The 23,211-nt window shown below is 44.4% G+C and carries 21 protein-coding genes; 12 read left to right on the top strand and 9 right to left on the bottom strand.

All coding sequences use genetic code 11. The features are described from left to right. Positions 1-27: 27 nt before the first annotated feature. A complete protein-coding gene (locus ACTUJY_RS16050) occupies positions 28-1,782 on the top strand; it encodes a serine/threonine protein kinase (RefSeq protein WP_463617132.1) in 1,755 nt (584 codons plus the stop codon). A gap of 43 nt (positions 1,783-1,825) precedes the next feature. On the opposite strand, the gene ACTUJY_RS16045 is transcribed toward ACTUJY_RS16050, so the two are convergent. The 3 genes from ACTUJY_RS16045 to ACTUJY_RS16035 all read right to left on the bottom strand — a co-directional run bounded on the left by ACTUJY_RS16045 (position 1,826) and on the right by ACTUJY_RS16035 (position 4,917). Next, the gene (locus ACTUJY_RS16045) at positions 1,826-3,025 is read right to left on the bottom strand and encodes an FHA domain-containing protein (protein ID WP_463617131.1); all 1,200 of its coding nucleotides are present in this window, start codon (positions 3,023-3,025) and stop codon (positions 1,826-1,828) included. A gap of 39 nt (positions 3,026-3,064) precedes the next feature. After that, positions 3,065-4,348, bottom strand: coding sequence for a DUF819 family protein (locus tag ACTUJY_RS16040; RefSeq protein WP_463617130.1), 1,284 nt, complete (start codon positions 4,346-4,348; stop codon positions 3,065-3,067). A 101-nt stretch (positions 4,349-4,449) separates the two neighbouring features. Then, a complete protein-coding gene (locus ACTUJY_RS16035; RefSeq protein WP_463617129.1) occupies positions 4,450-4,917 on the bottom strand; it encodes an Mpo1 family 2-hydroxy fatty acid dioxygenase in 468 nt (155 codons plus the stop codon). A gap of 81 nt (positions 4,918-4,998) precedes the next feature. Between ACTUJY_RS16035 and ACTUJY_RS16030 the strand changes: the two genes are divergently transcribed. The 5 genes from ACTUJY_RS16030 (at position 4,999) to ACTUJY_RS16010 (ending at position 8,631) form a co-directional block, all read left to right on the top strand. Then, entirely contained in the window at positions 4,999-5,778 is a 780-nt protein-coding gene (locus ACTUJY_RS16030; RefSeq protein WP_463617128.1) for an SAM hydrolase/SAM-dependent halogenase family protein, read from the top strand. 77 nt (positions 5,779-5,855) lie between these two features. Continuing rightward, the gene (locus ACTUJY_RS16025) at positions 5,856-6,413 is read left to right on the top strand and encodes an RNA polymerase sigma factor (RefSeq protein ID WP_463617127.1); all 558 of its coding nucleotides are present in this window, start codon (positions 5,856-5,858) and stop codon (positions 6,411-6,413) included. Continuing rightward, complete coding sequence (locus ACTUJY_RS16020) at positions 6,403-7,062, top strand: anti-sigma factor family protein (RefSeq protein ID WP_463617126.1); 660 nt, start codon at positions 6,403-6,405, stop codon at positions 7,060-7,062. The genes ACTUJY_RS16025 and ACTUJY_RS16020 overlap by 11 nt, the downstream gene beginning before the upstream one ends. Positions 7,063-7,118: 56 nt before the next feature. Continuing rightward, complete coding sequence (locus ACTUJY_RS16015; RefSeq protein ID WP_463617125.1) at positions 7,119-7,991, top strand: hypothetical protein; 873 nt, start codon at positions 7,119-7,121, stop codon at positions 7,989-7,991. 163 nt (positions 7,992-8,154) lie between these two features. Next, a complete protein-coding gene (locus tag ACTUJY_RS16010) occupies positions 8,155-8,631 on the top strand; it encodes a redoxin family protein (RefSeq protein WP_463617124.1) in 477 nt (158 codons plus the stop codon). Between the two features lie 42 nt (positions 8,632-8,673). Here ACTUJY_RS16010 and ACTUJY_RS16005 read toward each other — a convergent pair whose 3' ends face one another. After that, entirely contained in the window at positions 8,674-9,933 is a 1,260-nt protein-coding gene (locus ACTUJY_RS16005; RefSeq protein ID WP_463617123.1) for a metal-dependent hydrolase family protein, read from the bottom strand. Between the two features lie 244 nt (positions 9,934-10,177). Between ACTUJY_RS16005 and thrA the strand changes: the two genes are divergently transcribed. Further along, entirely contained in the window at positions 10,178-12,646 is a 2,469-nt protein-coding gene (thrA, locus tag ACTUJY_RS16000) for a bifunctional aspartate kinase/homoserine dehydrogenase I (RefSeq protein ID WP_463617122.1), read from the top strand. 5 nt (positions 12,647-12,651) lie between these two features. Beyond that, positions 12,652-13,584 carry a homoserine kinase gene (thrB, locus tag ACTUJY_RS15995; RefSeq protein ID WP_463617121.1) on the top strand — a complete coding sequence of 311 codons (933 nt, stop codon included), beginning with the start codon at positions 12,652-12,654 and terminating at the stop codon, positions 13,582-13,584. 118 nt (positions 13,585-13,702) lie between these two features. On the opposite strand, the gene speD is transcribed toward thrB, so the two are convergent. Beyond that, positions 13,703-14,497 carry an adenosylmethionine decarboxylase gene (speD, locus tag ACTUJY_RS15990; protein WP_463617120.1) on the bottom strand — a complete coding sequence of 265 codons (795 nt, stop codon included), beginning with the start codon at positions 14,495-14,497 and terminating at the stop codon, positions 13,703-13,705. A 125-nt stretch (positions 14,498-14,622) separates the two neighbouring features. Then, positions 14,623-15,465, bottom strand: coding sequence for a fructosamine kinase family protein (locus ACTUJY_RS15985; RefSeq protein WP_463617119.1), 843 nt, complete (start codon positions 15,463-15,465; stop codon positions 14,623-14,625). Positions 15,466-15,549: 84 nt separating this feature from the next. On the opposite strand from ACTUJY_RS15985, the gene ACTUJY_RS15980 reads away from it, so the two are divergent. The 3 genes from ACTUJY_RS15980 to ACTUJY_RS15970 all read left to right on the top strand — a co-directional run bounded on the left by ACTUJY_RS15980 (position 15,550) and on the right by ACTUJY_RS15970 (position 17,970). After that, entirely contained in the window at positions 15,550-17,214 is a 1,665-nt protein-coding gene (locus tag ACTUJY_RS15980; RefSeq protein WP_463617118.1) for an amidohydrolase, read from the top strand. 38 nt (positions 17,215-17,252) lie between these two features. After that, a complete protein-coding gene (locus tag ACTUJY_RS15975; protein ID WP_463617117.1) occupies positions 17,253-17,534 on the top strand; it encodes a peptidylprolyl isomerase in 282 nt (93 codons plus the stop codon). A gap of 142 nt (positions 17,535-17,676) precedes the next feature. Further along, the gene (locus ACTUJY_RS15970) at positions 17,677-17,970 is read left to right on the top strand and encodes a DUF1244 domain-containing protein (protein ID WP_463617116.1); all 294 of its coding nucleotides are present in this window, start codon (positions 17,677-17,679) and stop codon (positions 17,968-17,970) included. A 61-nt stretch (positions 17,971-18,031) separates the two neighbouring features. Here ACTUJY_RS15970 and ACTUJY_RS15965 read toward each other — a convergent pair whose 3' ends face one another. Both ACTUJY_RS15965 and ACTUJY_RS15960 read right to left on the bottom strand, forming a co-directional pair. Continuing rightward, positions 18,032-19,741, bottom strand: a complete 1,710-nt coding sequence (locus ACTUJY_RS15965) for an NAD-dependent malic enzyme (protein ID WP_463617115.1) — start codon at positions 19,739-19,741, stop codon at positions 18,032-18,034. Between the two features lie 184 nt (positions 19,742-19,925). After that, positions 19,926-21,086 carry an aminotransferase class V-fold PLP-dependent enzyme gene (locus tag ACTUJY_RS15960; RefSeq protein WP_463617114.1) on the bottom strand — a complete coding sequence of 387 codons (1,161 nt, stop codon included), beginning with the start codon at positions 21,084-21,086 and terminating at the stop codon, positions 19,926-19,928. Positions 21,087-21,227: 141 nt separating this feature from the next. On the opposite strand from ACTUJY_RS15960, the gene ACTUJY_RS15955 reads away from it, so the two are divergent. Beyond that, positions 21,228-22,583, top strand: coding sequence for an alpha/beta fold hydrolase (locus tag ACTUJY_RS15955; protein ID WP_463617113.1), 1,356 nt, complete (start codon positions 21,228-21,230; stop codon positions 22,581-22,583). A 45-nt stretch (positions 22,584-22,628) separates the two neighbouring features. Here the strand turns inward: ACTUJY_RS15955 and ACTUJY_RS15950 are convergent, their stop codons facing one another. Next, on the bottom strand, positions 22,629-22,916 hold the full coding sequence (locus ACTUJY_RS15950) for an FmdB family zinc ribbon protein (protein WP_463617112.1): 288 nt from the start codon (positions 22,914-22,916) through the stop codon (positions 22,629-22,631). Positions 22,917-23,211 lie beyond the last annotated feature (295 nt).

The raw sequence follows: 23,211 nt of genomic DNA, 5'->3' as shown, positions 1-23,211 counted from the left end.
CTGAAGTAAAAACCAAAACTTCAAATTATGGAAATCCCTGGCTATCAGCTGGAACAACGCATTGGCGAAGGCGGCATGTCCGAAGTGTATCGGGCACAGCAGCTTTCGCTTCAACGAACTGTCGCCATCAAGTTCCTCTCCGAACAATTACTCAATCACAGTACAGCGAAAGAGTTATTTGAAAACGAACCTTTGATTGTCGCCCGGCTCAATCATCCCAAAATCATTCACGTTATTGATAAAGGTATCACCGACTCCGGCAAACCTTACTTCGTTATGGAGTATGTCAAAGGTGTTACGCTGCACGACCTGGTTCAAGACGAAGCATTGAGTAATAGTCAGAAAGTACAATATCTGATTCAGATTTGTCGAGGACTTGCCTACGCTCACCGCAACGGTATTGTCCATCGCGATATTAAACCCGCGAACATCATTATTGATGAAGAAAATAACGCCCGCATTCTCGACTTTGGTATTGCCAGCTTCTATACCGATGAACGCTTCGTACAAAAGAGCGCTAGCCAAGTAATCGGTACCGTTCGTTACATGGCGCCGGAAGTTAAAACCAGCTCAGCAAACGCCACACTGCTTAGCGACATTTATTCGTTGGGTGTTTTAATGTTCGAGGTTTTTGCCGAAAACTTTGAAGACATAGCCAATAAGAAAACGGTAGAAGCTGCGAAAATTCCACGTCCGATAAAACGGTTAATATTAAAGTGCATTGCCAAAGATCCAGCGCAACGCCCAACTTCTGCTGGCGTTGTAGAGCATGAGCTGCTGCATATTATAAAAGGTGCGCATTTGGCCGCCACTCAAAAAGCCGATGCAGAAAAAGACATTGCTAGCCTGGCAAAAAACTTTACCTTGCTAGAAGTATTAAATGAAAATGAGTTTGGCACTGTTTATTTGTATGAAAAAAACAACACCAAAGATTTAATCGTCATTAAAAAGCGGAATAACGACGCAAGTGGCTTAAAAGAAGCTAAGCTATTGGCCAGCTTAAAGCACGATCACATCATAAACATTCACGGAACAGCAAGCAATCAGCGCGCTTTCATTGTGGTTATGGAATACATGAATGCAGGCTCACTGGCAGAGCGATTGATTCAACCGTTTGACATTAATCAATTTTTTATGCTTGCCAACCAACTAATCGACGCCGTGATATTCGCTCACCGTAATCGCATTTGCCACGGAAATATTCGGCCTTCGAATATTTTGTTTGGCAGCGAAGGTGAAGTAAAGCTTTCCGATTTCGGCTTAAGTGAACATTACCATCACACCGAAGATTTCGAAAACTGGTATCATCCACAAAAAAATGAACCTATCACACAAGTACTTGATATTTTTGCGTTAGGAGCCGTCTTTTTTCACATGCTAACAGGAGAACCTCTACAGTGGAAAAATGGACAAATTGCCTGGAGTGAACCCTACAGTCGATTACCAAAACCGCTACAGGAGTTATTGCTGAAAATGTTAGCGCTGGATCCGGACTACCGATTTCAAAGCGCAACCGAAGTGAAACAGCAGTTAAAGGGTGTTATGACGCTGCCACAACAATCTCTGCAACGGAAAGGCCCATTAACGCCACTGCTACTCGGTAAGCCTGCGAAAGCGTCTATCTCTTTATTACGAGTATTAAGGAATACTTTCTGGTTTCTTCTGCTCGCTTTAATGTTTACTTATGCACAAATTTATTTTTTCTTCCCGGAAATAAAACTATTTTTGCATCAAATACTGCGAGAGTTTCTTTTGTGGTGGGCGGAACAATTAAAACCTTAAAAAAATGGACCGCGCTTACGAGATCATGGCTCCTATGCAAGTTTTACTGCCCAAGATAAATCATTGCCAAAACAATCAACACGCCGATTAAGGCTATGGCTATGGCAACTTTGCCTAAGTCTGGGCCAGAGTGCTCATCATCGAATGTTAATGTACGCGGTGAAGTACCTTCGCATTGGAAGACCAAATCCATTCCACCAATGGTTACTTCATCGCCATCGAGCAAAGTGGCTCGCGTTGTCATTCGACCATTAACAAATAGACCATTTGCAGCGCCATTATTTTTGATGCTCCAAAAGCGACCGTTTTTATAAATCTCGACGTGCCTACCCGATACGCTAGTATCGTCACGAGATAAATGATGGCCAAGCATTCGACCGATAGGCGAACCGGTAGACGAAACTTCATAAACTTTGCCACGTACCGCTGAAGATTTGCCATGAAAAAAAGCACGTTGGATCTTTACATGATCCGACAATGTATTTTCTATTGAGGGTGGTGTCGGGTATTTACTTGTCGATTTTGATCGCTTTTTCTGCCCTTTTAGCTGCTCTTGTTGCGTATCACGTATTGTGGTGTGAAATGCCTTTTTTTGCTCAGCGTCAGCTTCTCCGGTGTAAATCACTTTAAAGCTAAACTCATCAACACGTACTTCATCACCTGCATTTAAATACTTTTCTTGTACTTTTTCGCCATTAACAAAAGTTCCATTTGCCGACCCCATGTCCTGAACTTTCACGCGATCTTTTTCCATAAATACCTGGGCGTGTTTCCGCGATACATGAGGCATCGGAATCGCAATGTCGCATTGCGATTCCCGGCCGATAACCAGTGCTTTATTTAGGGGAAATACTTGTCCCGAAAAAGGGGCGGTTTGAGCTTGTAGCAACCAATCACTCAATACATTTCGAACTTGTGTTGCGTACTCACCTTGCTTACTTCGTGGGCTTCGATTAAGTAAAGGATCAATAAGCTCAAGCTCAATACCACCCAAAGAAATGACGTCCCAAGCTTTTAATATTGTACGAGTAGCAATTAAAGATCCGTTAACAAACGAACTGTTAGCTTCCGCTTTATGGATAAACTCAATGGTGTTATCTTTTACGTGCAACTCGGCATGGTGTGGCGCCACCCTACTGGACTTAAGCACTATACTGCAAGAAGCATCGCTACCTATGGTAATCAGGGGATCGACCAACCACATATCTGGTCGAGATTTATCCCTGAACTGCAGCTTCAACATCCTTTGATTTCCTCACTCAACACTTTAAATAAAAAGCTATCAAGCCACGGCTCGAAGCATGTAGGTGCATAAAATAGCAGCGTAAGTACCTAAAACATAGCCTAAAATCGCCAATAATGCGCCAACCGGTGCCAACGAAGGATGGAAAGCTGCGGCAACTACCGGTGCCGATGCGGCTCCGCCGATATTGGCCTGACTGCCAACCGCCATAAAGAACGTTGGCGCTTTGATCAACTTAGCCACGGTTAACATAATGATAGCGTGAATGCTGATCCAAATTAACCCAATCACAAATACGCCGAGGTAACGCCACATTTCGGTCAAATCGATGTGCATTCCTATCGAGGCAACCAATAGATAAATAAATACCGACCCCACTTTTGAAGCACCCGCACCTTCGAGTTTACGCGCTTTGGTAAAAGAAAGAATCAGCCCAAACGCAGTCGCAAATACAATCAACCAGAAAAAGTGTTTATGCAACCCCAAATAAGCCACCACACTGTGCTCATTTTTCATGGCATCAAAAATAGGCGTTAAAGTATCGGCAAAAAAGTGAGCGAGTCCGGTTGCGCCCAGTCCAATCATAATAATAAAAATGAACGCATTTAAGTTTGGGTATTGGGCATGCTGTCGCTCAAAATGCTCAACCGTTTTACGCACTTCTTCAATCGAAGAATTATCAGCACCGCGCTTGGCATCAAGTTCATCAGCACGGCGTGCCATAATCAACAAGCACGCCATCCAGATATTGGCAACGATAACGTCGATAGCCGCCATTGCCGCGAATAAGTTATTATCAACTTCCCACATTTCTTTCATCGCGGTTTGGTTGGCGCCCCCTCCAATCCAGCTACCAGCAATGGTCGACATTCCTTTCCACATTTCTTCTTTTGTCGCGAGATCAGCACCAGCTAATTCTGCAAACCAGGTTGCCAGCGGTGCTCCAAAATACAAAGCAATAGGTCCACCAATCACGACACCAAGCGTACCGGCAAAAAACATCGCCAATGCCTTTGGCCCCAATGCAATAATTTTTCGCAAATCCACACTAAGAATAAAAAGAACCAACGCGGCGGGAAGCAAAAAGCGAGACACCACATAATAAATATCGTTATCACTGCCGTTAATAATGCCTAAGGTATTTAATAACCCGGGTAATAAATAACACATCAACAGAGCAGGAACGTAATGATAAAACTTTTTCCAAAACGGGTTTTTACTATTGGATGTGTGAAACACAAAACCAAGACATACCACTAAGATACCTAACATCACACCATCACTGGTGATCAATGCACTCGCATTACTTTGTTCAACGGCCATAAATAATTCTTAAACTCTTTGTTATTAAATTGATTGAACATAACAAAACCGGCTTGCATTCAATGCGCGCTTTCGCATTTCGTGCAAGCCGGTTTTAATAATTAATATTTCAAGCCAAGCTTATGATACACAAACCCCATTAACCAGGCGGGGCCAACCAGTAAAAACAAAATATCTTTGAAAAAAGACGGCTTCTTTCCTTCGAGCTTGTGACCTACAAACTGGAAAATCCATGCAACAACAAAAATAAACAACCCGGTTTGCCAAGTCGGTAGCGTCGTACAGTGATCCATTAAAAAGGTTAAACCCAAAACCGCCATTGAAAATAACAACATTCCAAAACTCAATCGCAAAGACAACAATACATAAAACACCATGACCAATAATAAAGTTATCGTAGACCAGTTAACCCACGGCGAAACTTGCATCGTAGCAGGTACTGGAATTGACCAAAGCATTAAGGCCACACTCCAGAAAATGGCAGGCACACAAAACCAATGAATGAGCTTATTCGTCTTATTTTGATGGCTCTCACCATACTCAGCAAACCACTGACTGGCGGTTTTCATAAGTTACCCTTACTATGTGTTCGATGGATTTCACTATACCATCCCACTAAAGTAGAAAAAAGACTGTTAAATGAGGGACATATGGATCCAACCCCAGCAATCACATTACTCACCGACTTTGGCAGCCAAGATGGCTATGTAGCAGCCATGACCGGCCTGTTGATGAGCCAGGGACTTGAACATCACATCATCGATGTCAGCCACGATATTGAGCCACAAAATATCTGGCAAGCCGCACTGGCACTTAAGCGATATGCCCAATATTACCCTCCGGAAAGCATTCATTTGGTGGTCGTAGATCCTGGTGTGGGCTCACCACGAAAAGCCATCGCCTTACGCTGCGATCAACACTGGCTGATCGGCCCAGACAATGGAGTTCTCTCATTAGCCGCTGCCAACTATCGCCTAGTCGAAGCTTATGTTCTAAAAGAAAAAACACCGTTTTGGCACAAGCACCGAAGCTTTGATGGACTCGCGTTATTTACTCCAGCAGCCATACAAATCGCCAAAGGTTGCGATAAACAACAAATCAGCGAACCTCTCCCTCACTTTCACCAGCTCACCTTTCCCGATCCGGAAAGCGTTGGCGATAAAATTGTGGGTCAAATTGTTAGTTTTGACCGGTTCGGCAACGCCATCACCAATATTTCCATTGCTGATTTGCCCGCCAACTGTACGCTACAAGCACAATGCAGTCGTTACCTGTTCCCAATACGCGATATTTATTGCGACGCTGATGCCCATGGCCGACTGGCCATTATTAACAGCGATCGACTGTTGGAGCTTGCCATTTACCAGGGCAATGCCGCCGAAGAATTGTCTCTTGCGGTGGGCGATACCGTCAGTGTTGGTCGGCTGTAAAAAGTTTTCACACAGTTAAAACTTTTTGCCAACGATGGGCGACTAATCGGAAAACATTCAACACTTCATGGCATCTCATGCTTTTTAACGACAGCGATCAACAACTTATCGACAAGGCTCTCGACGGCTCACAACGAGCCTGGGTGCGACTGGTGCGCCGTTACGAGAATCGCGTGTACAACCACTGTTTGCGTATGTGTGGTTCCAGTAGCGATGCCATGGATTTAATGCAAGAAGTGTTTCTCGCGGTATATCGTAACCTGCCTAACTTTCGTGGTCAGAGCAAATTCTTAACCTGGTTGTTTCGAATTGCGGCAAACAAATCCACCGATTGGTTGCGCAGCCGACATCGCATCCCCACGCACGATGCGAGTGTGTTCGAGCCAGAACACCAAACCAGTGATGACATGCCACAACACCAAGTACAACAGAACCAATCGAATCAACACATTATGCGCTCACTCACCGGACTGCCTGAAGATCAACGTTTGGTGGTTGAGCTTAAATTTTTCCAACACTTTACTTTCGATGAAATTGCCCAACAGATAGGCATTTCACCCAATACCGTAAAAACCCGTTTATACGCCGCCTTGAAAAAGTTAAAAGGGCAACTGGAGGTACAAAATGTCGTGTGATCATAAATTTGTCGAACAATATCTGTTCGACTATCTCGACAGCTGTTTGGAACCGACTTTGGCACGCGCAGTTGAGCAAGCGATTGATCGCTGCGAACACTGTCGCGAACTTTACCACAGTGCCGCAGCTACCGCGCAAATGGAAAAAGACTGGCAAACGCAACCAGTGCCCGACTGGCATCGCACTCGTTTTGCCGTGTCCAAACGCAAAAATTTGGGCTTTAACTGGCTCAATGGATTATCGATGGCCACTTCCACATTGGCGCTGTTACTGGTGTTGTTTCGAGTTGAGTTTATTGCCATCGATGGTGGTTTCTCTGTCAGTTTTGGTGGTAAAGGCTCACAAACCGAAATCGCCCAGCTGGTCGACGAGAAATTATCCGAATTGGCTTTGCAGCAAGTAAGTTACATCGACACACGCTTTGAAGAGCAAAAACTGCAACAGATCAGTGACAACCAGCAAATGTTGACAACATTACTGCAGCACAATCGTCAGGAACGTCGGCAAGATATGAACACACTTATGGCCAGTTGGTTACAACAACGCGATATTGATCAGCAAAAACTGAATCAGCGCGTCGATTACATTGTTGATAACCAAATTGAGAACAATCGTTACTTGAACCAGGTACTTAAGGTTTCCAATTAATTTTCAGTCGCAAACATTGTTAAAGGTTTTCCAGCTCTATTTTGGGAGGTATTTTTATGAACATAAAGTCAACACTCGTATTCGGATTGATCGGTGCGGTTTCGCTGGTTTCCGCTGCGGACTTCACTAACATCAACAAAGACATGCGCATCATGAAGCGCATCATTGAAACATCCATCGGTAATGGTAACCGTTACAACAATCGGGTTGATGCCCGTTACCTCGCCAAACAGGGCATGGTGTTTACGATTCATTCCAGCAGCATGCTTCGAGTACCTACATTTGAAGGGGACTGGGAAGCTTGGGGCGAAGCCATGGGCGAAAGTGCACTGTCTTACGTGCAAGAAGTCATTCCCGCCGTTGCTCCGGTTTTACCACCCGAAGCCGTTGCCGAAATGGAAGCAGAAGTTGCTGATGGTATGGCCGAGTTTTACAGCCAGCATTCAGAAACCAACGAGAAAATGCGCGAAGAGCTCGAAAAAATGCGCGAACAAATGCGTGAAAACAAAGAGCAATATCGCGATCACTTACGTGAACTACGAGAAGTAGAGCGCGAAAGAATGCGTGCCGATAAAGAAGAGCGCAAAGCATTGGAAAAACGTCGTACAGAGCTGGAAAAACAGATTGAGAAAAGCAAAGCGCAAATGAATGCTTACAAAGAAAAAATGAATAAATATCGTGAACAACGCAACAAAGTGTACCAAGAAAAAAAGCAAAACCTTGTGAAAGAAACACTTATTGCCTTGTGCGATTATAACGCATCATTAAGGTCACTCTCACGCGATGAACACGTCACTTTGATTTTTGAAAACTCCCGTGACGGAAACGATAAAGTGTATGTCTTTGAGAAAAAAGACTTACTAAACTGCGCAACCGATGAAACAGGATTGCAAAAGTTGACTGCGAAAGCCGTTGTTTACCAACAATAAAGTCGCAATACTATTGGGCCCGGAACAATCAAAAAACTCCGGGCTCGAACGGTCAGTTTTATTATGTGATGTTTCGAAATTCTGGGTATTTTTTGCCAAATAACAAAGATACGACTACTATGCCCACTCTACTCATTGAAGCTCAACATATACAGGTGAATTTATGATTAAAGTTAGCGACAAATTACCTTCCGTTTCATTTCAACTTTTAACCGCCGATGGTGCTTCCAACCCAACTACAGCAGAACTTTTTGACGCTAAAAAAGTCGTTTTATTCGCAGTACCTGGCGCATTTACACCGACTTGTTCGCAGGCGCATTTGCCAGGATTTGTGGTGAATGCCGATAAAATCAAAGCAAAAGGCGTTGATAGCATCATCTGCTTATCGGTGAACGACTCCTTTGTTATGAAAGCTTGGGGGGAAGCCAGCAACGCGGAAGATATTATGATGTTAGCAGACGGTGGCGGTGCCTTTACCAAAGCCATTGGGTTAGAAATGGAAACCGGAGACTTTGGCGGCCTTCGCTCAAAGCGATACTCTATGATTGTAGAGGATGGCGTCGTAACGCATTTAAATGTTGAACAGCCCAAACAGTTTGAGGTGAGTACCGCAGAGGTCATTTTGGAGCAGTTGGGTTAGTCGTTTTATCGCGGCGCGATGATTAGCGCCGCAATTGATTCTTTAATTCTGTTTATAAATCACCCCTTCTTTCATCACAAAGCTCACCTGCTCCATCAACGAAATATCGCTCAATGGGTCACCTTTCACTGCAATAATATCCGCTAACTTTCCTGATGATATCGAACCCAGTTCATCATCAATACGTAACAACTTGGCACTTTCAATGGTTGCCGACTGTAAGGCTGCCATAGGTGACATGCCCGCTTCCACCATGTATTGAAATTCGCGTGCATTTAACCCGTGAGGAAACACACCAGCGTCGGTGCCAAACGCGATTTTTAACTTCGCTTTTACGGCTTTGGCAAAGGTTTGTTGTATTTGCGGCCCTACTGCTTTTGCTTTTGGTTGCACCACAGGCGGATAGTTGTCAGCCTCTTGCTCGACCCATTTTCCGGCCGTTATTGTGGGCACATAAAAAGTACCGTGCTTACGCATGAGCTTCATGGCTTCCGCATCCATATAAGTGCCATGTTCTACGGAGTGCACACCAGCGCGAATCGCACGTTTCATACCTTCGACGCCATGTGCGTGAACGGCAACCACAAAATTATAATCCTTAGCAGCAGCCATAATAGCTTTGAGTTCTTCATCATTAAACTGTGGGTTATCACCACTTTTGGCCAGACTCAGTACCCCACCGGTTACTGCCAGCTTGATCACATTCGCACCTTCTTTGTAGCGCTGCCGTACTGCTTTGTAAGCGTCGATGGGACCGTTTATCACTCCTTCTTTCGGCCCTGGGTCTTTCATTAATTCATCTTTTAATCCGTTCGTTGGATCCACATGACCGCCAGTAGTACTGATGCTTTTGCCTGCGTTAAACATTCTCGGGCCTGGAATAAAACCACTTTCAATCGCTTTGCTCAATTCACGAGTGACTCGAGGATCGCCTCCCAAATCACGTACCGTTGTAAATCCAGCGGCCAATGTTTTTTGCGCATTGACTGTTCCACGAATCGCGTAATAGGATTCTTCGTGGAAAAACTTTTCACTGTAGGATTCGGGTGTAATCTCCCACATTAAATGGGTATGCATATCCATTAAGCCAGGCATGACGGTAGAATCTTTTAGGTCGATGATTTTTTCGCCTGGAATATATCCCGCTTGCACATCCACAATGCGCTTACCTTCAATAACGATGGACACCTCTTGTTGTACTTTCCCATTTTCGGTATCGATAAAACGTCCGGCATGAATCACCTGTTTTGCCGGCAATAAGTTGCTGATAGTGATTATCAGTATTAACAGGGCTTTATTCATTTTTTCTCGCCTTTCCTATTCGTTAGGAGGTTAGGATATGCTATTCGGTGATATTTGTCAGTTGACCTAATGGCCTGAACATTGCAATTATTCATTGAGTTGATGCAGTATGTACGGCTGTAGGATGGTTAAAACCCATTTGTTTTAAAAAGATGGGCTTTACCCATCTTAAGCCAGCTACATCCGAAGAACACACATCAACTCTACCCACGGGTATACACATTAATCATCGGAGACATAATACATGAAAGTGCTGAAGTTCGGCGGCTCATCACTGAAGCCTCTAGAGTTGTTTGTTCGTTGTTGTGTCATTAGTGGCGAGCAATTGACAACGACACGAGGTGTTGTGGTCGTTTCAGCGCTTGGGGGTATTACCAATTTACTGCAAGAAGCACTTTCACAAGCTCTGTGTGGCGAAAACATTGAAAAAGACTTTCAGATCATCACTCAAAATCATGAAAAACGATTGATCGAGTTACAACAACAATTTACGGGTTATGACTTTAGTGAGTGTAAAACTCAATGTCATTGGCTGTTGGATGAACTGCTCCAGCTGCTACAAGGGATTGCTCTGGTGAAAGATGCGAACCTTCGCACACAAGCCCGCGTTATGGCGCAAGGTGAAAACCTCGCGGCTCAATTGTTTTATCACGCGTTATGCGCACATTTAGTCGAAAAAAATCGTACTGATAAAGTCGTCCTACTCAATTCGCAAGACTATATAAAAACGGAAGGCGCTTTGCTTGAAGGTCAATACGATGAAGAAGCCAGTGCTCCACTGATTAAACCATTGCGTAGCCAAATTGAGCATATTTACGTTGCTCCAGGATTTATCGCTTCGAACGAAGACGGTCAACTAACTCTATTAGGACGCAACGGTTCCGATTTATCAGCTGCGATTTACGCGGCTGGGGTCAATGCCGACGAATTGCAAATATGGAGCGATGTGGAGGGTATTTACAACGCCGACCCCAATCGGGTAAAACAGTCGCAAGTGATTCCTCAACTCAGTTATAAAGAAGCCATGGAACTGTCTTTTTTTGGCGCCAAGGTATTGCATCCAAAGACTATCGCCCCCATCGCCAGTCACAAAATTCCAACATTAATTAAAAATACGTTTGCCCCCGATCAGCCAGGAACGTTAATCACAGAACAAAGTGCGCCGGCAAAATCCAATATTGCCGGTATTACGATGCTCGACAATCTGGCCATGATCAACTTATCCGGCGTGAACTTAAAAGGTCATGCCGGACTTGCCGAAAGGGTGTTCAACTGCATCAGTCGCAAAAACATCTCTATCGTACTGATCTCTCAGTCATCATCAGAATACTCCATTTCTTTTTGCGTTAAGGCAAGTGAAGCTGAAAAGGCACGACGCGCCTTGAACAAAGAATTTGCTCTAGAAATAAAACATCAACAAGTCAATGAAGTGGAAGTGCGTGATGAACTTTGTTCGATCACTGTGGTAGGCGATCATATGAAACAAACACACGGCATTGCCGCTAAGCTTTTTTCCGCACTCGCAACCGCCAGCGTGAATATTGTGGCGATTGCCCAAGACTCTTCGGAGCGCTCCATTTCCGCAGTCATCCGCCAAGCGAAAGCCGATGTTGCTCTATGCAAAACTTACGAGCACTTTTTTGAATGTCCCCGTGTTATTTCAGTGATCCTTTACGGTATTGGTACTATTGGTGGTGAACTGCTGGAACAAATTCATCAACAACAACAGGAGCTATTGCAACAGCGCATCGACCTTCGTGTTGTTGGCATTGCCAACTCGAAAAAATTATTGTGGCAACCTGGTGGGCTGGCGCTGGATGACTGGCGCAAGCAACTGGAGCAAAGTGGCTTACCGTCCAACATCGAAGAGCTCAGTGCGTTATTATTACAAGAATGTCCGCTTAACCCAGTGTTTGTGGACTGTACCAGTAATGATCAACTGGCAGAGCGCTATATGGATCTTTTTAACCAGGGAATGCATGTCGTTGCAGCCAATAAAAAAGCCAACACATCGAGCATTGAATACTATCGAAAACTGCGTGAAAGTGCGCAGCATTCGCTGCGCCAGTTTGGATACGAAACCAATGTAGGTGCAGGATTACCCATCATTGCCAATATTCAAAATCAAGTACGCAGTGGTGATCGACTGTTAACCTTTAGCGGTATTTTATCAGGATCATTATCTTACATTATGGGGCGGCTGGAAGATGGTTTAAGTTTATCGCAAGCGGTCAATGAAGCGAAACAAAAAGGTTATACCGAACCGGATCCACGAGATGATCTATCGGGAATGGATGTGGCCAGAAAATTATTAATTATTGCTCGCGAGTTTGGCTCGCAAGTTGAACTGAAAGACGTAAACATTACGCCACTTCTCACGCCAGATTTGGAACAAGCCGCATCCATTGATGAGTTTATGGGACAATTACCAACACTGGATGAAGCATTTCATGACAAGGCAAGCTCAGCGAAGCAAGAAGGTAAAGTGTTGCGTTATGCAGGAACCATTAACGAAAAAGGGCAAATGGCAGTAGAGCTGATTGCTGTGGATGCATCACATCCGCTTTACGCAATACGAGACGGCGAAAATGCGTTTTCATTTTCTACCAAACGATATCATCCAGTGCCGATGGTTATTCGCGGCTATGGCGCTGGTGCCGAAGTAACGGCCGCTGGTGTTTTTGGCGATATTTTGCAAACGGTAGTGGCTTAAATAAAATGAAATCAATTAAAGTTTTTGCTCCCGCATCCATTGGTAACTTTATTGTGGGTTTCGATGTACTAGGCGCTGCGCTTCATACCAACGATCGCGTTTTGGGCGACGAGTTAATCATAAGCGATCAATCGCCCGCAGGTTATTCTGCCATCGGTGAATTTGCTTACCGTTTACCGCAAAACAAAGACAACTTGATCATTAAAACCGCTGAGTTTTTTAATCAACAACTCACCGTTAAACCACAAAAATTAAACTATGTTTTATCGAAAAACTTACCCATTGGTAGCGGCCTGGGTTCCAGTTCTTCGTCTATTGTTGCCACGCTTTTTGGATTAAACGAATGGTATGAGAATCCCTTTAATCAACAACAGCTGGTCGACTGGGCCGCGCAAATTGAAGGGCGCAATTCCGGCGGTGTGCATTACGACAACGTCGCTCCTTGTCTATTGGGTGGGTTGCAGTTGATTTGTGAAGACACCACACCAAGCTGTCACACGTTGCCATTTTTTGAAGACGTGTATTTTGCACTTTGTTTTCCAGATATCGAAATTACCACCAAAAGTGCGCGCGAAATTTTACCGAAACAAATCGACCTGCAATCGGCGATTACCATGCAAGCCCGTCTGGGTGGTTTTATTAACGCTTGCCATCGACAAAATAAAGAGCACGTCATTCGATTGCTTAAAGACGATGTGATAACACCGTATCGAAAGCAACTCATACCTGGATATGAAGACGCTCAACAAGTAGCTTTAGACAATGGCGCTTTGGTTTTTTCTATTTCGGGTTCGGGGCCTACGTGTTTTGCATTGTGTACTTCTGTTTCACAGGCGCGTGTGATTTCTGAAAAAATGTTTGATGTATTGAAGCAGGGGGAACACGCTTTTTGTTGTGTTGGGGGATTGGATTTTAATGGCGTTAGATTGTTAAATTGATTTTTTTATTTTTAGTTTCGCACCGCTATCGCTTGCGTGCGAAAAAAACTTATAAAAAGAAATCAAAACACAACAAAAAACCCGGCAAGCCGGGTTTTCATAAAAAGGAAAACAAAAATCAATCCGGCATGTTCTTAGAATAAAAAATCTCCAACATCTCCCTCTCAACTTTTTCCTTTATCTCCTTTATTTCAGCGTCATTAAACTCACTCACACCCGCACCAAATAAATAGTCATCAACATCCAGTTCGTTACGGATCATTTTGGTATGAAAGGTATTTTCTTGATAAACATTCACATCGATCATCTGATACAAATCTTGAGTATCTTCCGATAAATAATTCTGAATCGAATTGATTTCATGATCAATATAGTGCTTGGTTCCATCAACATCACGGGTAAAACCACGTACGCGATAGTCCATTACCACAATATCCGATTCGAAACTGTGGATCAAATAATTCAAGGCTTTCAAAGGAGAAATAACACCACAAGTCGACACATCAATATCCGCTCGAAAAGTGCTGATCCCGCCATCAGGATGGCTTTCAGGGTAAGTGTGAACAGTAATGTGACTTTTATCGAGGTGCGCAACAACAGAATCCGGCAATGGACCTGGTGCTTCTTCAATTTGTTCCGCTTTAGGCTCGATTTCGTGTTCAGCAATCAAAATAGTGACGGATGCACCATGCGGATCATAGTCTTGCCGCGCAATATTCAACACATGCGCACCAATGATTTCCGTAACATCGGTAAGTATTTTGGTTAATCGCTTAGCATTGTATTGATCATCAATGTAGTCAATATACTCCTTCAAGTGCTCCGGTGTTTTGGCGTAATTGATGTCGTAAATATTGAAACTGAGCGATTTGGTAAGGTTATTAAAACCGTGAAGTTTTAATTTGCTATCCATCAACGGAAAATCTCGTGCAGAAAGTGAAACAGTAAACCGGCTATTTTAATTCAGTTTTTCAAATTAAGGGTAGTAATTTTATCCAAGCTTCTCAACTTTATAAAAAGTGCATAAATTTCAGTTAATTAGAGGTACTTTCGCAACTGCTCTATAACGCCGGATAAATAACTGCCGCCAAAAAGGTTCAGATGATTCAACAGGTGATAGAGATTGTACAGTCCAGCTCGCTCGCGCCAATCGCCAGCGATTGAGCTGTTGGATTGATAGCTTTGGTAAAAAGCTTGGTCGAATTCGCCAAACAATGTGGTCATAGCGAGTTCCGCTTCTGCCCAACCGTAGTAACAAGCTGGGTCAATAATTTTAGCCCCCGCTTCAGTACACATGACATTACCGGACCAGAGATCGCCATGCAATAACACAGGCTGTTGCGGTGGGACTAAGGATTCCAATCGTGCAGAAACTTGCTCCACCTGTTGCAGTGTTTTTTTATCCAGCAATCCAGAATTGAACGCTCGTCTGGCTTGAAAAAGCAATCGGTGCTCGGCGAAAAAGCTAACGCCATCGTCCGTAGGCGTATTAATTTGTGGTGTCGAACCGCAAAAGTTGTCAATGAAAAAGCCAAAGTATGATTGCGTTTTGCCATGAAGTTCTGCCAACTTTTCACCTAACTGCTTCCAGAAATAAGCGTTGACTGCCGCTGGTGGTAAAAATTCCATCAGCAAACCGTGTTCATTATACGCAATAACCGCAGGCGCAAACTGTTCAACCTGCTGATTTATGGCCTTTAAGCCGGCTACTTCTGAAACAAATAAACCCGCACAGCTGTTGGTTTTTAAAAAGCAGTCCGTACCATTTTCGAGCTTAAGTCGGTAGGCTTCATTGATACAGCCGCCACCAACAACGAATACAGAAACAATCGCCGCATCCAGCTGACTTTCTACCCATTGCTTTATTTTTATATTCAGCATTCACTCTTCACTCTTTGTATTAATGGAAATGAAAATTCTGCTACACTCAAGCCTCTTCCGTTTCTGAATAATATAAATAACACCATGAAATATTTACTGTTTTTACTTTTCAGCCTGTCCACATTAAATCTCTACGCAGCCCCCCAGCTGCTCCACAATGTAAAAGGTTACACCCTCACCGGTCCAGTGGGAAATAACGCACAACTCAAATCTTTTGATGCTCTGGTGTTTGATGCCGGAAAGGTGTTGTTTGTAGGTAACCTTGAACAAGCGAAACAAAAGTTTCCCGATGCGACAAAGCTGAACGGCGAAGGCAAAACGCTGTTACCGGGCTTAATTGATGCGCATGGTCATATTCTTGGTCTCGGACGCAGTCTGTCGATGGTCGATTTAAGAGACACAGCCTCAGAGCAGGAGGCTGTAAATCGAGTAATTGATTACGCAAGGAAAAACCCACAACAAAAATGGATTACAGGACGTGGCTGGAATCAGGTACTTTGGCCAAATAAATCGTTTCCAAGTCGTCAAACATTGGATAATTTGAAATTAAATAAGCCAATTGTGTTAAGCCGAATTGACGGACATGCCATCTGGGTAAACAGCAAAGCGTTGGCGATTGCCGGTATTAATCGAGACACGCCGGATCCGGAAGGTGGTCAGATCTTGAAAGACGCACAAGGCGAACCCACCGGTGTACTCATTGATAATGCGGAATCGCTGGTCACTCACAAAATGCCGCCACCCAACACGTTAGAGAACAACTTTGCTCTGGATAAAGCTTTCGAACACTTGTTACGACTCGGTATAACCAGTGTACACGACGCTGGAATTGGTGATGATCTTTATCAACTTTATCAAGTGCGAATGAAAAACAATCAACTGCCATTGCGTGTTTACGCCATGCTCAGTGGAAGTTCTCAACAGTTGCCTAAATGGTTAAAACAAGGCCCTATTGCTGATGCCGACCAACGGCTTTCGATTCGCAGTGTAAAGCTTTATGCCGATGGGGCACTCGGCAGTCGCGGTGCAGCCTTAATTGAGCCTTACAGTGATCAGGCCGATCACAAAGGCTTATTGGTCACAGCACCAAGTGAATTAAACCAGCTGGTGGAACAGGTATTAACGGCCGATTTTCAGGCCAATATTCATGCGATTGGTGATTTGGGTAACCGTGTGGTGATGGACGCAATTGAACACGCCTATCAGAAAAACCTGGGCAAAAAACTACGACATCGTATCGAGCATACCCAGGTTGTTGCGGTAGACGATTTGGAACGAATAAAACAACTGAACTTAATTGCTTCAATGCAACCTACACACGCGACCAGTGATATGAATATGGCGGAAGATCGTGTTGGCCCTAACCGTATAAAAGGCGCCTACGCCTGGCGTACATTGCTCGATCAAGGCACCATTATTGCCGCTGGCTCAGATTTTCCGGTGGAACTTGCCAATCCGTTTCATGGTATTCATGCTGCTGTGACCCGACAAAACCATCATAATCAGCCCGAAGGCGGTTGGAAGCCTGAAGAGCGTATGACGCTCACCGAAGCGTTACGATCTTTCACGTTGGATGCTGCTTATGCCGCTCACCAAGAAGCCACATTGGGATCGCTCGAACCCGGAAAATGGGCTGACTTTATTCTTGTTGATCGCGACATTTTTAACATCGATCCAAAATCCTTGTGGCAAGTTGAAGTACTGGAAACCTGGATAGCCGGTCAACAAGCCTTTAAAAAGCCGCTATAATCGAACATTCACTTTTAAATACGAATTGGAGAAAAACAATGGTACGCGCAACTGCACGTCATTTATTGGTAGATACCGAACAACAGTGTAACGATATAAAGCAACAAATTGCCGATGGTGCTGACTTTGCTGAAATGGCAAAGCAATACTCTAGTTGTCCTTCGGGTCGTAACGGTGGAGACCTGGGTGAATTTGGACGTGGCCAGATGGTAAAAGAGTTTGACGAAGTCGTATTCAGTGCCCCGGTGAATACCGTACAAGGTCCAGTGAAAACTCAGTTTGGATTTCACTTATTGGAAGTCACCAGTCGTACCGAATAAATTCTCACCCAAAACTTATCAAGCACCATCCCTTAAAGACTTTCTGGTGTTTGTAAAGTGTGGTTAAGCGTAACCCACCAAAAAAACCGGGCTCTGCCCGGTCTCAATTTAAACGACACATCATTTAAAAGTAGAACCCAATATGGAAAAGCAAACCGAAATAGAAGCCGCTGTCTTTCGTCGACTGCTGAGCCACCTCGACAATCACAAAGAAGTACAAAACATCGAATTAATGATACTGGCTGACTTTTGCCGTAACTGTCTCGCAAAATGGATGGTTGCAGAAGCAAAAGAGCGAGGTGTTGAAATTGATTACGAAAAAGCGCGCGAAAAAGTCTATGGCATGCCTTATTCCGAGTGGAAAGAGAAATTTCAAACCGATGCGACACCAGAACAGATGGCTGCTTTTGAAGCAAGACGTAAAGCCAAAAGTTAACCGCATTTATAAGAAAAATTTAGTTGGGTGGATAAGCGATCGCCAACCCACCCAACAAAAATTAAAACGAAGTACGTCGGTAATCCCGATATTCCGGTGTCCAGAAATTCGCTTCAATTTTTTCCAGCAAAGCTTCATCCGAAATCGTCACCGCAACATCATCTTTCATGGCTTGACGCGCCACCGCAAATGCAATTTTCTTACTTACGTTACGAATATCCGATAACGGTGGTAACAATGCATCGCCTGAAGACTCTGCAGAACACTCAGCAAGCGCTTCACTCGATGCCATTAACATGTTTTCAGTCACACGACTGGCTTTAGATGCCAGTACGCCGAGACCGACACCCGGGAAGATATAAGCGTTATTGCATTGGGCGATCGGAAAATGCTTACCATTGAGCACTACCGGTTCAAAAGGACTCCCGGTAGCGACAATGGCTTTTCCATCCGTCCATTTTAAAACATCCGCCGGATAAGCTTCGCATTGCGATGTCGGGTTCGACAACGGTAATACAATAGGACGCTCACTATGTTCCAACATCATTTTAATAATGTCTTCGTTAAACACTTGTGGCTGACCGGAAACTCCCACCAGAACGGTCGGTTTGGCGTGCTTAACGGTATTAAAGAAATCAACACGGTCATTGTCATTACGTGTCCAACCTTCGGTGGCTGAGCGTTTTTGTGCAACCGGCTTTTGGAAAGGTTTTAAATATTCCAAATCATCCGTTACCAAACCACGACTATCAATCAGAGATATTCTCGAACGCGCTTCTTCGTCAGAAAGCCCTTCCCGTTTCATCAAGTCAATAATCTGTTCGGCAATCCCACAACCGGCTGAACCGGCTCCTAAAAACACAATGCGCTGATCTTTCAGTTGCTGACCAAGGTTTTTGCAAGCCGCCAACAAAGTACCAACAGTAACGGCTGCGGTTCCCTGGATATCATCATTAAAGCAACACAAACGGTCTCTGTATTTTTCCAATAAGGGTGTGGCGTTGGTTGCAGCAAAATCTTCAAACTGCAACAACGCATTTGGCCAACGTCGTTTAACGGCCTGAATAAAACACTCAACAAACTCGTAATACTCTTCTCCGGTAATGCGCTTATGACGCCACCCCATATACATAGGATCATTGAGTAGCGCTTCGTTATTGGTCCCTACATCCAACGTTATCGGCTGTGTATAAGCCGGACTGATCCCACCACAGGCGGTATAAAGGGATAATTTACCAATGGGAATTCCCATGCCACCAATGCCCTGATCGCCCAGCCCCAAGATACGCTCACTGTCGGTGACAACAATGACTTTAACATTGTGTTTGGTCGCGTTTTGCAACATATCATCGATGCGATCACGATCGGGATAAGAAATGAATAAACCACGCTTGCGCCGATAAATTTTCGAAAAGTCCTGACAAGCTTTACCAACGGTTGGCGTGTAAATCAGCGGTGTGACTTCTTCGATATGGTCAACAATCAGCTTAAAAAACACCGTTTCATTGGTGTCTTGAATATTACGCAAGTAGATGTGTTTATCGAGATCGTTGGAAAACCCTTGCAGCTGTTGATAACAACGTGCGGCTTGATCTTCAATGGTTTCAATTTTCGCGGGTAACAAACCTTCTAGATTAAACGTTTGTCGCTCGTACTCAGTAAACGCGCTGCCTTTGTTGAGCAGTGGTGTTTCCAACAGAATGGGTCCGGCATAAGGAATATATAGAGGTCGCTTCTTTTTAGGATTGGATGAATTATTCTGATTGGGCATAGTGTATTGATATCTCTTAAATAAATTTTAGCCTCTCTCAAGTAACATTGAGAGAGCAGCTAATCGACTGGAAGACTCCCATTGCTGGGTAATGACGTTAGATTAAGCAGTATAAACTGAAAACACTATTGTATTGAATTATTCGCAGTCGCGAAATCAGACCTTTATGAACTAACGGTTATATTCAATCAGTTAAATTCGTAATGGCTTCATGGATAATAGCAGTGATCATGGACGACAGTCTTTTAAAATCCTGCTCATTATTATAAACATGTGCCGATGCTCGATTAAGTTGCTCCAATTTGCGACGCCTCATATCCAACAATCCAGAGTCTGCCGTCACCAAACTGGTCATGATATCTCGTTGCAACAACGCCTGATACAAATCGTGGGCTTGTATTAGTTCCGATCGAAAGGTCACAATGGCCGACAAAGAAACACCACTATCGGATAACACCACGCCGTGGGTTTCTGATAAAACTTGTCGCAATTGTTGTGCGTTTTCTTGAAGCTTGGAGTAAATTGCAGCCTGATTTGCCAATAACTGCTCTACCGCCACTTTCAACCCCATACGTGCCGACCAGTTGGCTTCCCACAGCTCGAAGCGCCGCGCATCATCACGCAGAGAATAGGTCGTACGACTTTCAAGGTTGGCGGCAAAATGATCGGTCACCAATGGAAACAGTCCATCATTAAGTACCCGATCCGATGCAAATAAAAAACCACTGCCCCGCGGAGCTCGCAAAAACTTTCGCCCAGTCGCTGCCAAAAAATCACAATTCAGTTTTCGCACATCCACCGGGATTTGCCCAACCGCCTGACAGGCATCGACAATATAATACCCCCGAAAACCTTGCAGCAATTGACCAATTTTTTCTGCTGGGCAAATCACACCATTGTGAGCAGGGATCCAGGTGACCATTACCGCTCGAGTTTTTGCTCCAACCGCATCCGCCACATCTTCAGCGTGGAGAACACCTTCTTTAGGCACAACCACACGAACCGTCAGTTCAAACCGTTCGGCCAACTGTAACAACGCAACGTAGTTGGCACCGTATTCGAATTCGGAGACAATGATTTCGTCTCCTGTTTGCCATGGAATCGCTAACAAAGCATTAATCATAGCGCGAGTGGCGCTTTCGACCAGTGCAACGTTATGAGGCTGTCCCTGGATCAACTGCGCAATCAGTTCATAAAGTCGCTGCCAGTGCGCTTGATGTTGTTGCGCACACCAATAACCGCCTAACGCCTGTTCTTGTTTTAAATATTGAATTTGTGCAGCAACTACCTCGTCACTGGCAATGGAAGCTCCGGCGGCATTCAGTTGAGTTAAAGCCTGATTCATTTTGTAGACCTTATCATTCCTTCACTGTAGGTATTTCGTTATTATGCGAGGATCAATGACTGTCCATAATGATTTATGCCATATATTAATAAAAGTCTTATTCTTATTTTTTTTAGCAGTTTATTAGGATGCAGTGGTCAAGTGACGCAGCCAGCTCCGGTACTGGACCTCGTAGAATTTTCCTCCGCGAAAACACAAGCGCCCAGTCAACATCAAGCAAAAGAGCCCATATTTAATACACGGATCCACATTCAGGAAGCCGGACAACAGAACTCACAAACCATATTGTTAGTTCATGGGCTCGGTGCAAATGGCAGCAAAGATTGGGAAAGCGTTATCCCTTTTTTAGCCTCAGATTACCATGTATTAGCGTTGGATCTTCCCGGGTTTGGAGCATCCGATAAGCCGGAAGGGCTCTACTCACCCGACAACTACGCTGAAGTATTGCATTGGCTGGTTCACACTCGCGCCAAAAACAACCGAACCGTCGTCATCGGGCATTCGCTCGGCGGAGCCATCAGTCTTAGGTTCGCTGCTCGATTTCCCGAGCAGGTCGATAAACTTATACTGGTTTCGGCCGCCGGTATGTTGCAAAAAACCGTATTTGCCAAGCACCTGACACGAGTCGAAAATCTACAAAAGAATCTGTTTGATGTCCCATTCAAAATAGGTGTTTTGGATCGTTTAAACCAAAAAATAAATGAAGCCAGCGAGTGGATGTTAGAAACCGCCGATCTGTTTCCCGATCCAACTGAAATCCTATTATCGACCCCAGCCGCGCGCAATACCTTGTTTAAAGATCGGAGCAACTTGAATGCCGCCTTGTCACTGGTGACGGAAGACTTTTCTAACGACACATTAACATTACAGGTTCCGGTGCATTTGATTTGGGGTGAGTCCGATCCAGTTGCACCACTTCGCATTGGGCAAGCACTGGATGCGCGATTACAACATTCTCAACTGCACATCATGAAAGACGGTACCCACACACCGATGCTTGACCACCCAGAAAAGTTTGAGACGTTACTGAAACAAACTTTAGCAACATTACCACGAGAAACCACTGTACCGATAGCGTCAACACCGGCCGAAAATTACGATTGCCTCAAACAGCAACAAAAGGTCATTACGGGGACTTACAAACGCATGCTGTTTCGCGGTTGTCGACTGATCAAGTTAAAAGACGTACGAGCCGAACAAATTATTATTCGTGGCAAGTCGCGCATTGCTTTTGAGAACGTTGAAATTGAAGGGAACGGTAAAGGGCTGATCATTGATGGGGCCGCAGTAGAAGGCACCAATGTACGAATTAACGCCAAGCAAGCCATTGAGCTCGATGGTGCCAAACTGGATCTGGCTGCCGCCAGTATTCGATCCGAAGCGCCTATGCTTCACGTTGAAGGCGAATCTTTTGTTTACTTTTCCCTTAGCGATCAAATCACACCAAAGCGTCAGCCTTTGCACGGTGTATTTGTTTTGGAGTATGAGTCACTGTAGAGCGTGCCGACCACACTCTACAAATGTCTCACTATAAGCTCTCAATCAATGAGCGTGCCCGCAACTACCACTGCCACAAGCCGATGACGACGCCTTACTTTCTGACTGGCTTTCCGCTTTTTTAGTTGATCCGGAAGCGCTCGACTTGCCTGAGTTTTTGAAGTCGGTTGCGTACCAACCGGTTCCTTTTAGCTGAAATCCCGCTGCAGAAATCAGCTTTTTCAACTTCGGCTCGGAACACTCAGGACAATCGACCAAGGGTTCATCGCTCATTTTCTGTAATTTTTCAAAATGATGCTCACAGGCACCGCACTGATACTCGTATATTGGCATAACCGCTGTTCCTCTTACCTACACACCAATCATCTCTGGCGCGTAATATAAGGTTTTTTCAAAAAATTTAAAGAGTAAAGTTTAATTTTTACGCAATTACCGGGTATTTCAGCCCGGAGAATCACGCCAGATCTCCATTTGACCCATTCTTTAAATTCGGTTTAAGTATTGCACTGATGGAAGAGAGCCTAGAGCGTGTTTATCGAATCATATTCACAACGAATTTGCCTAAGCAATAGCCAAATCAGACAAGTAAGTTCCTCCCTTGATAAACCATCGATTTCGTAACCCTTTC

This window comes from Pleionea sp. WD8-19, from assembly GCF_055326765.1.
This window is presented reverse-complemented; position numbering and strand designations above follow the sequence as displayed.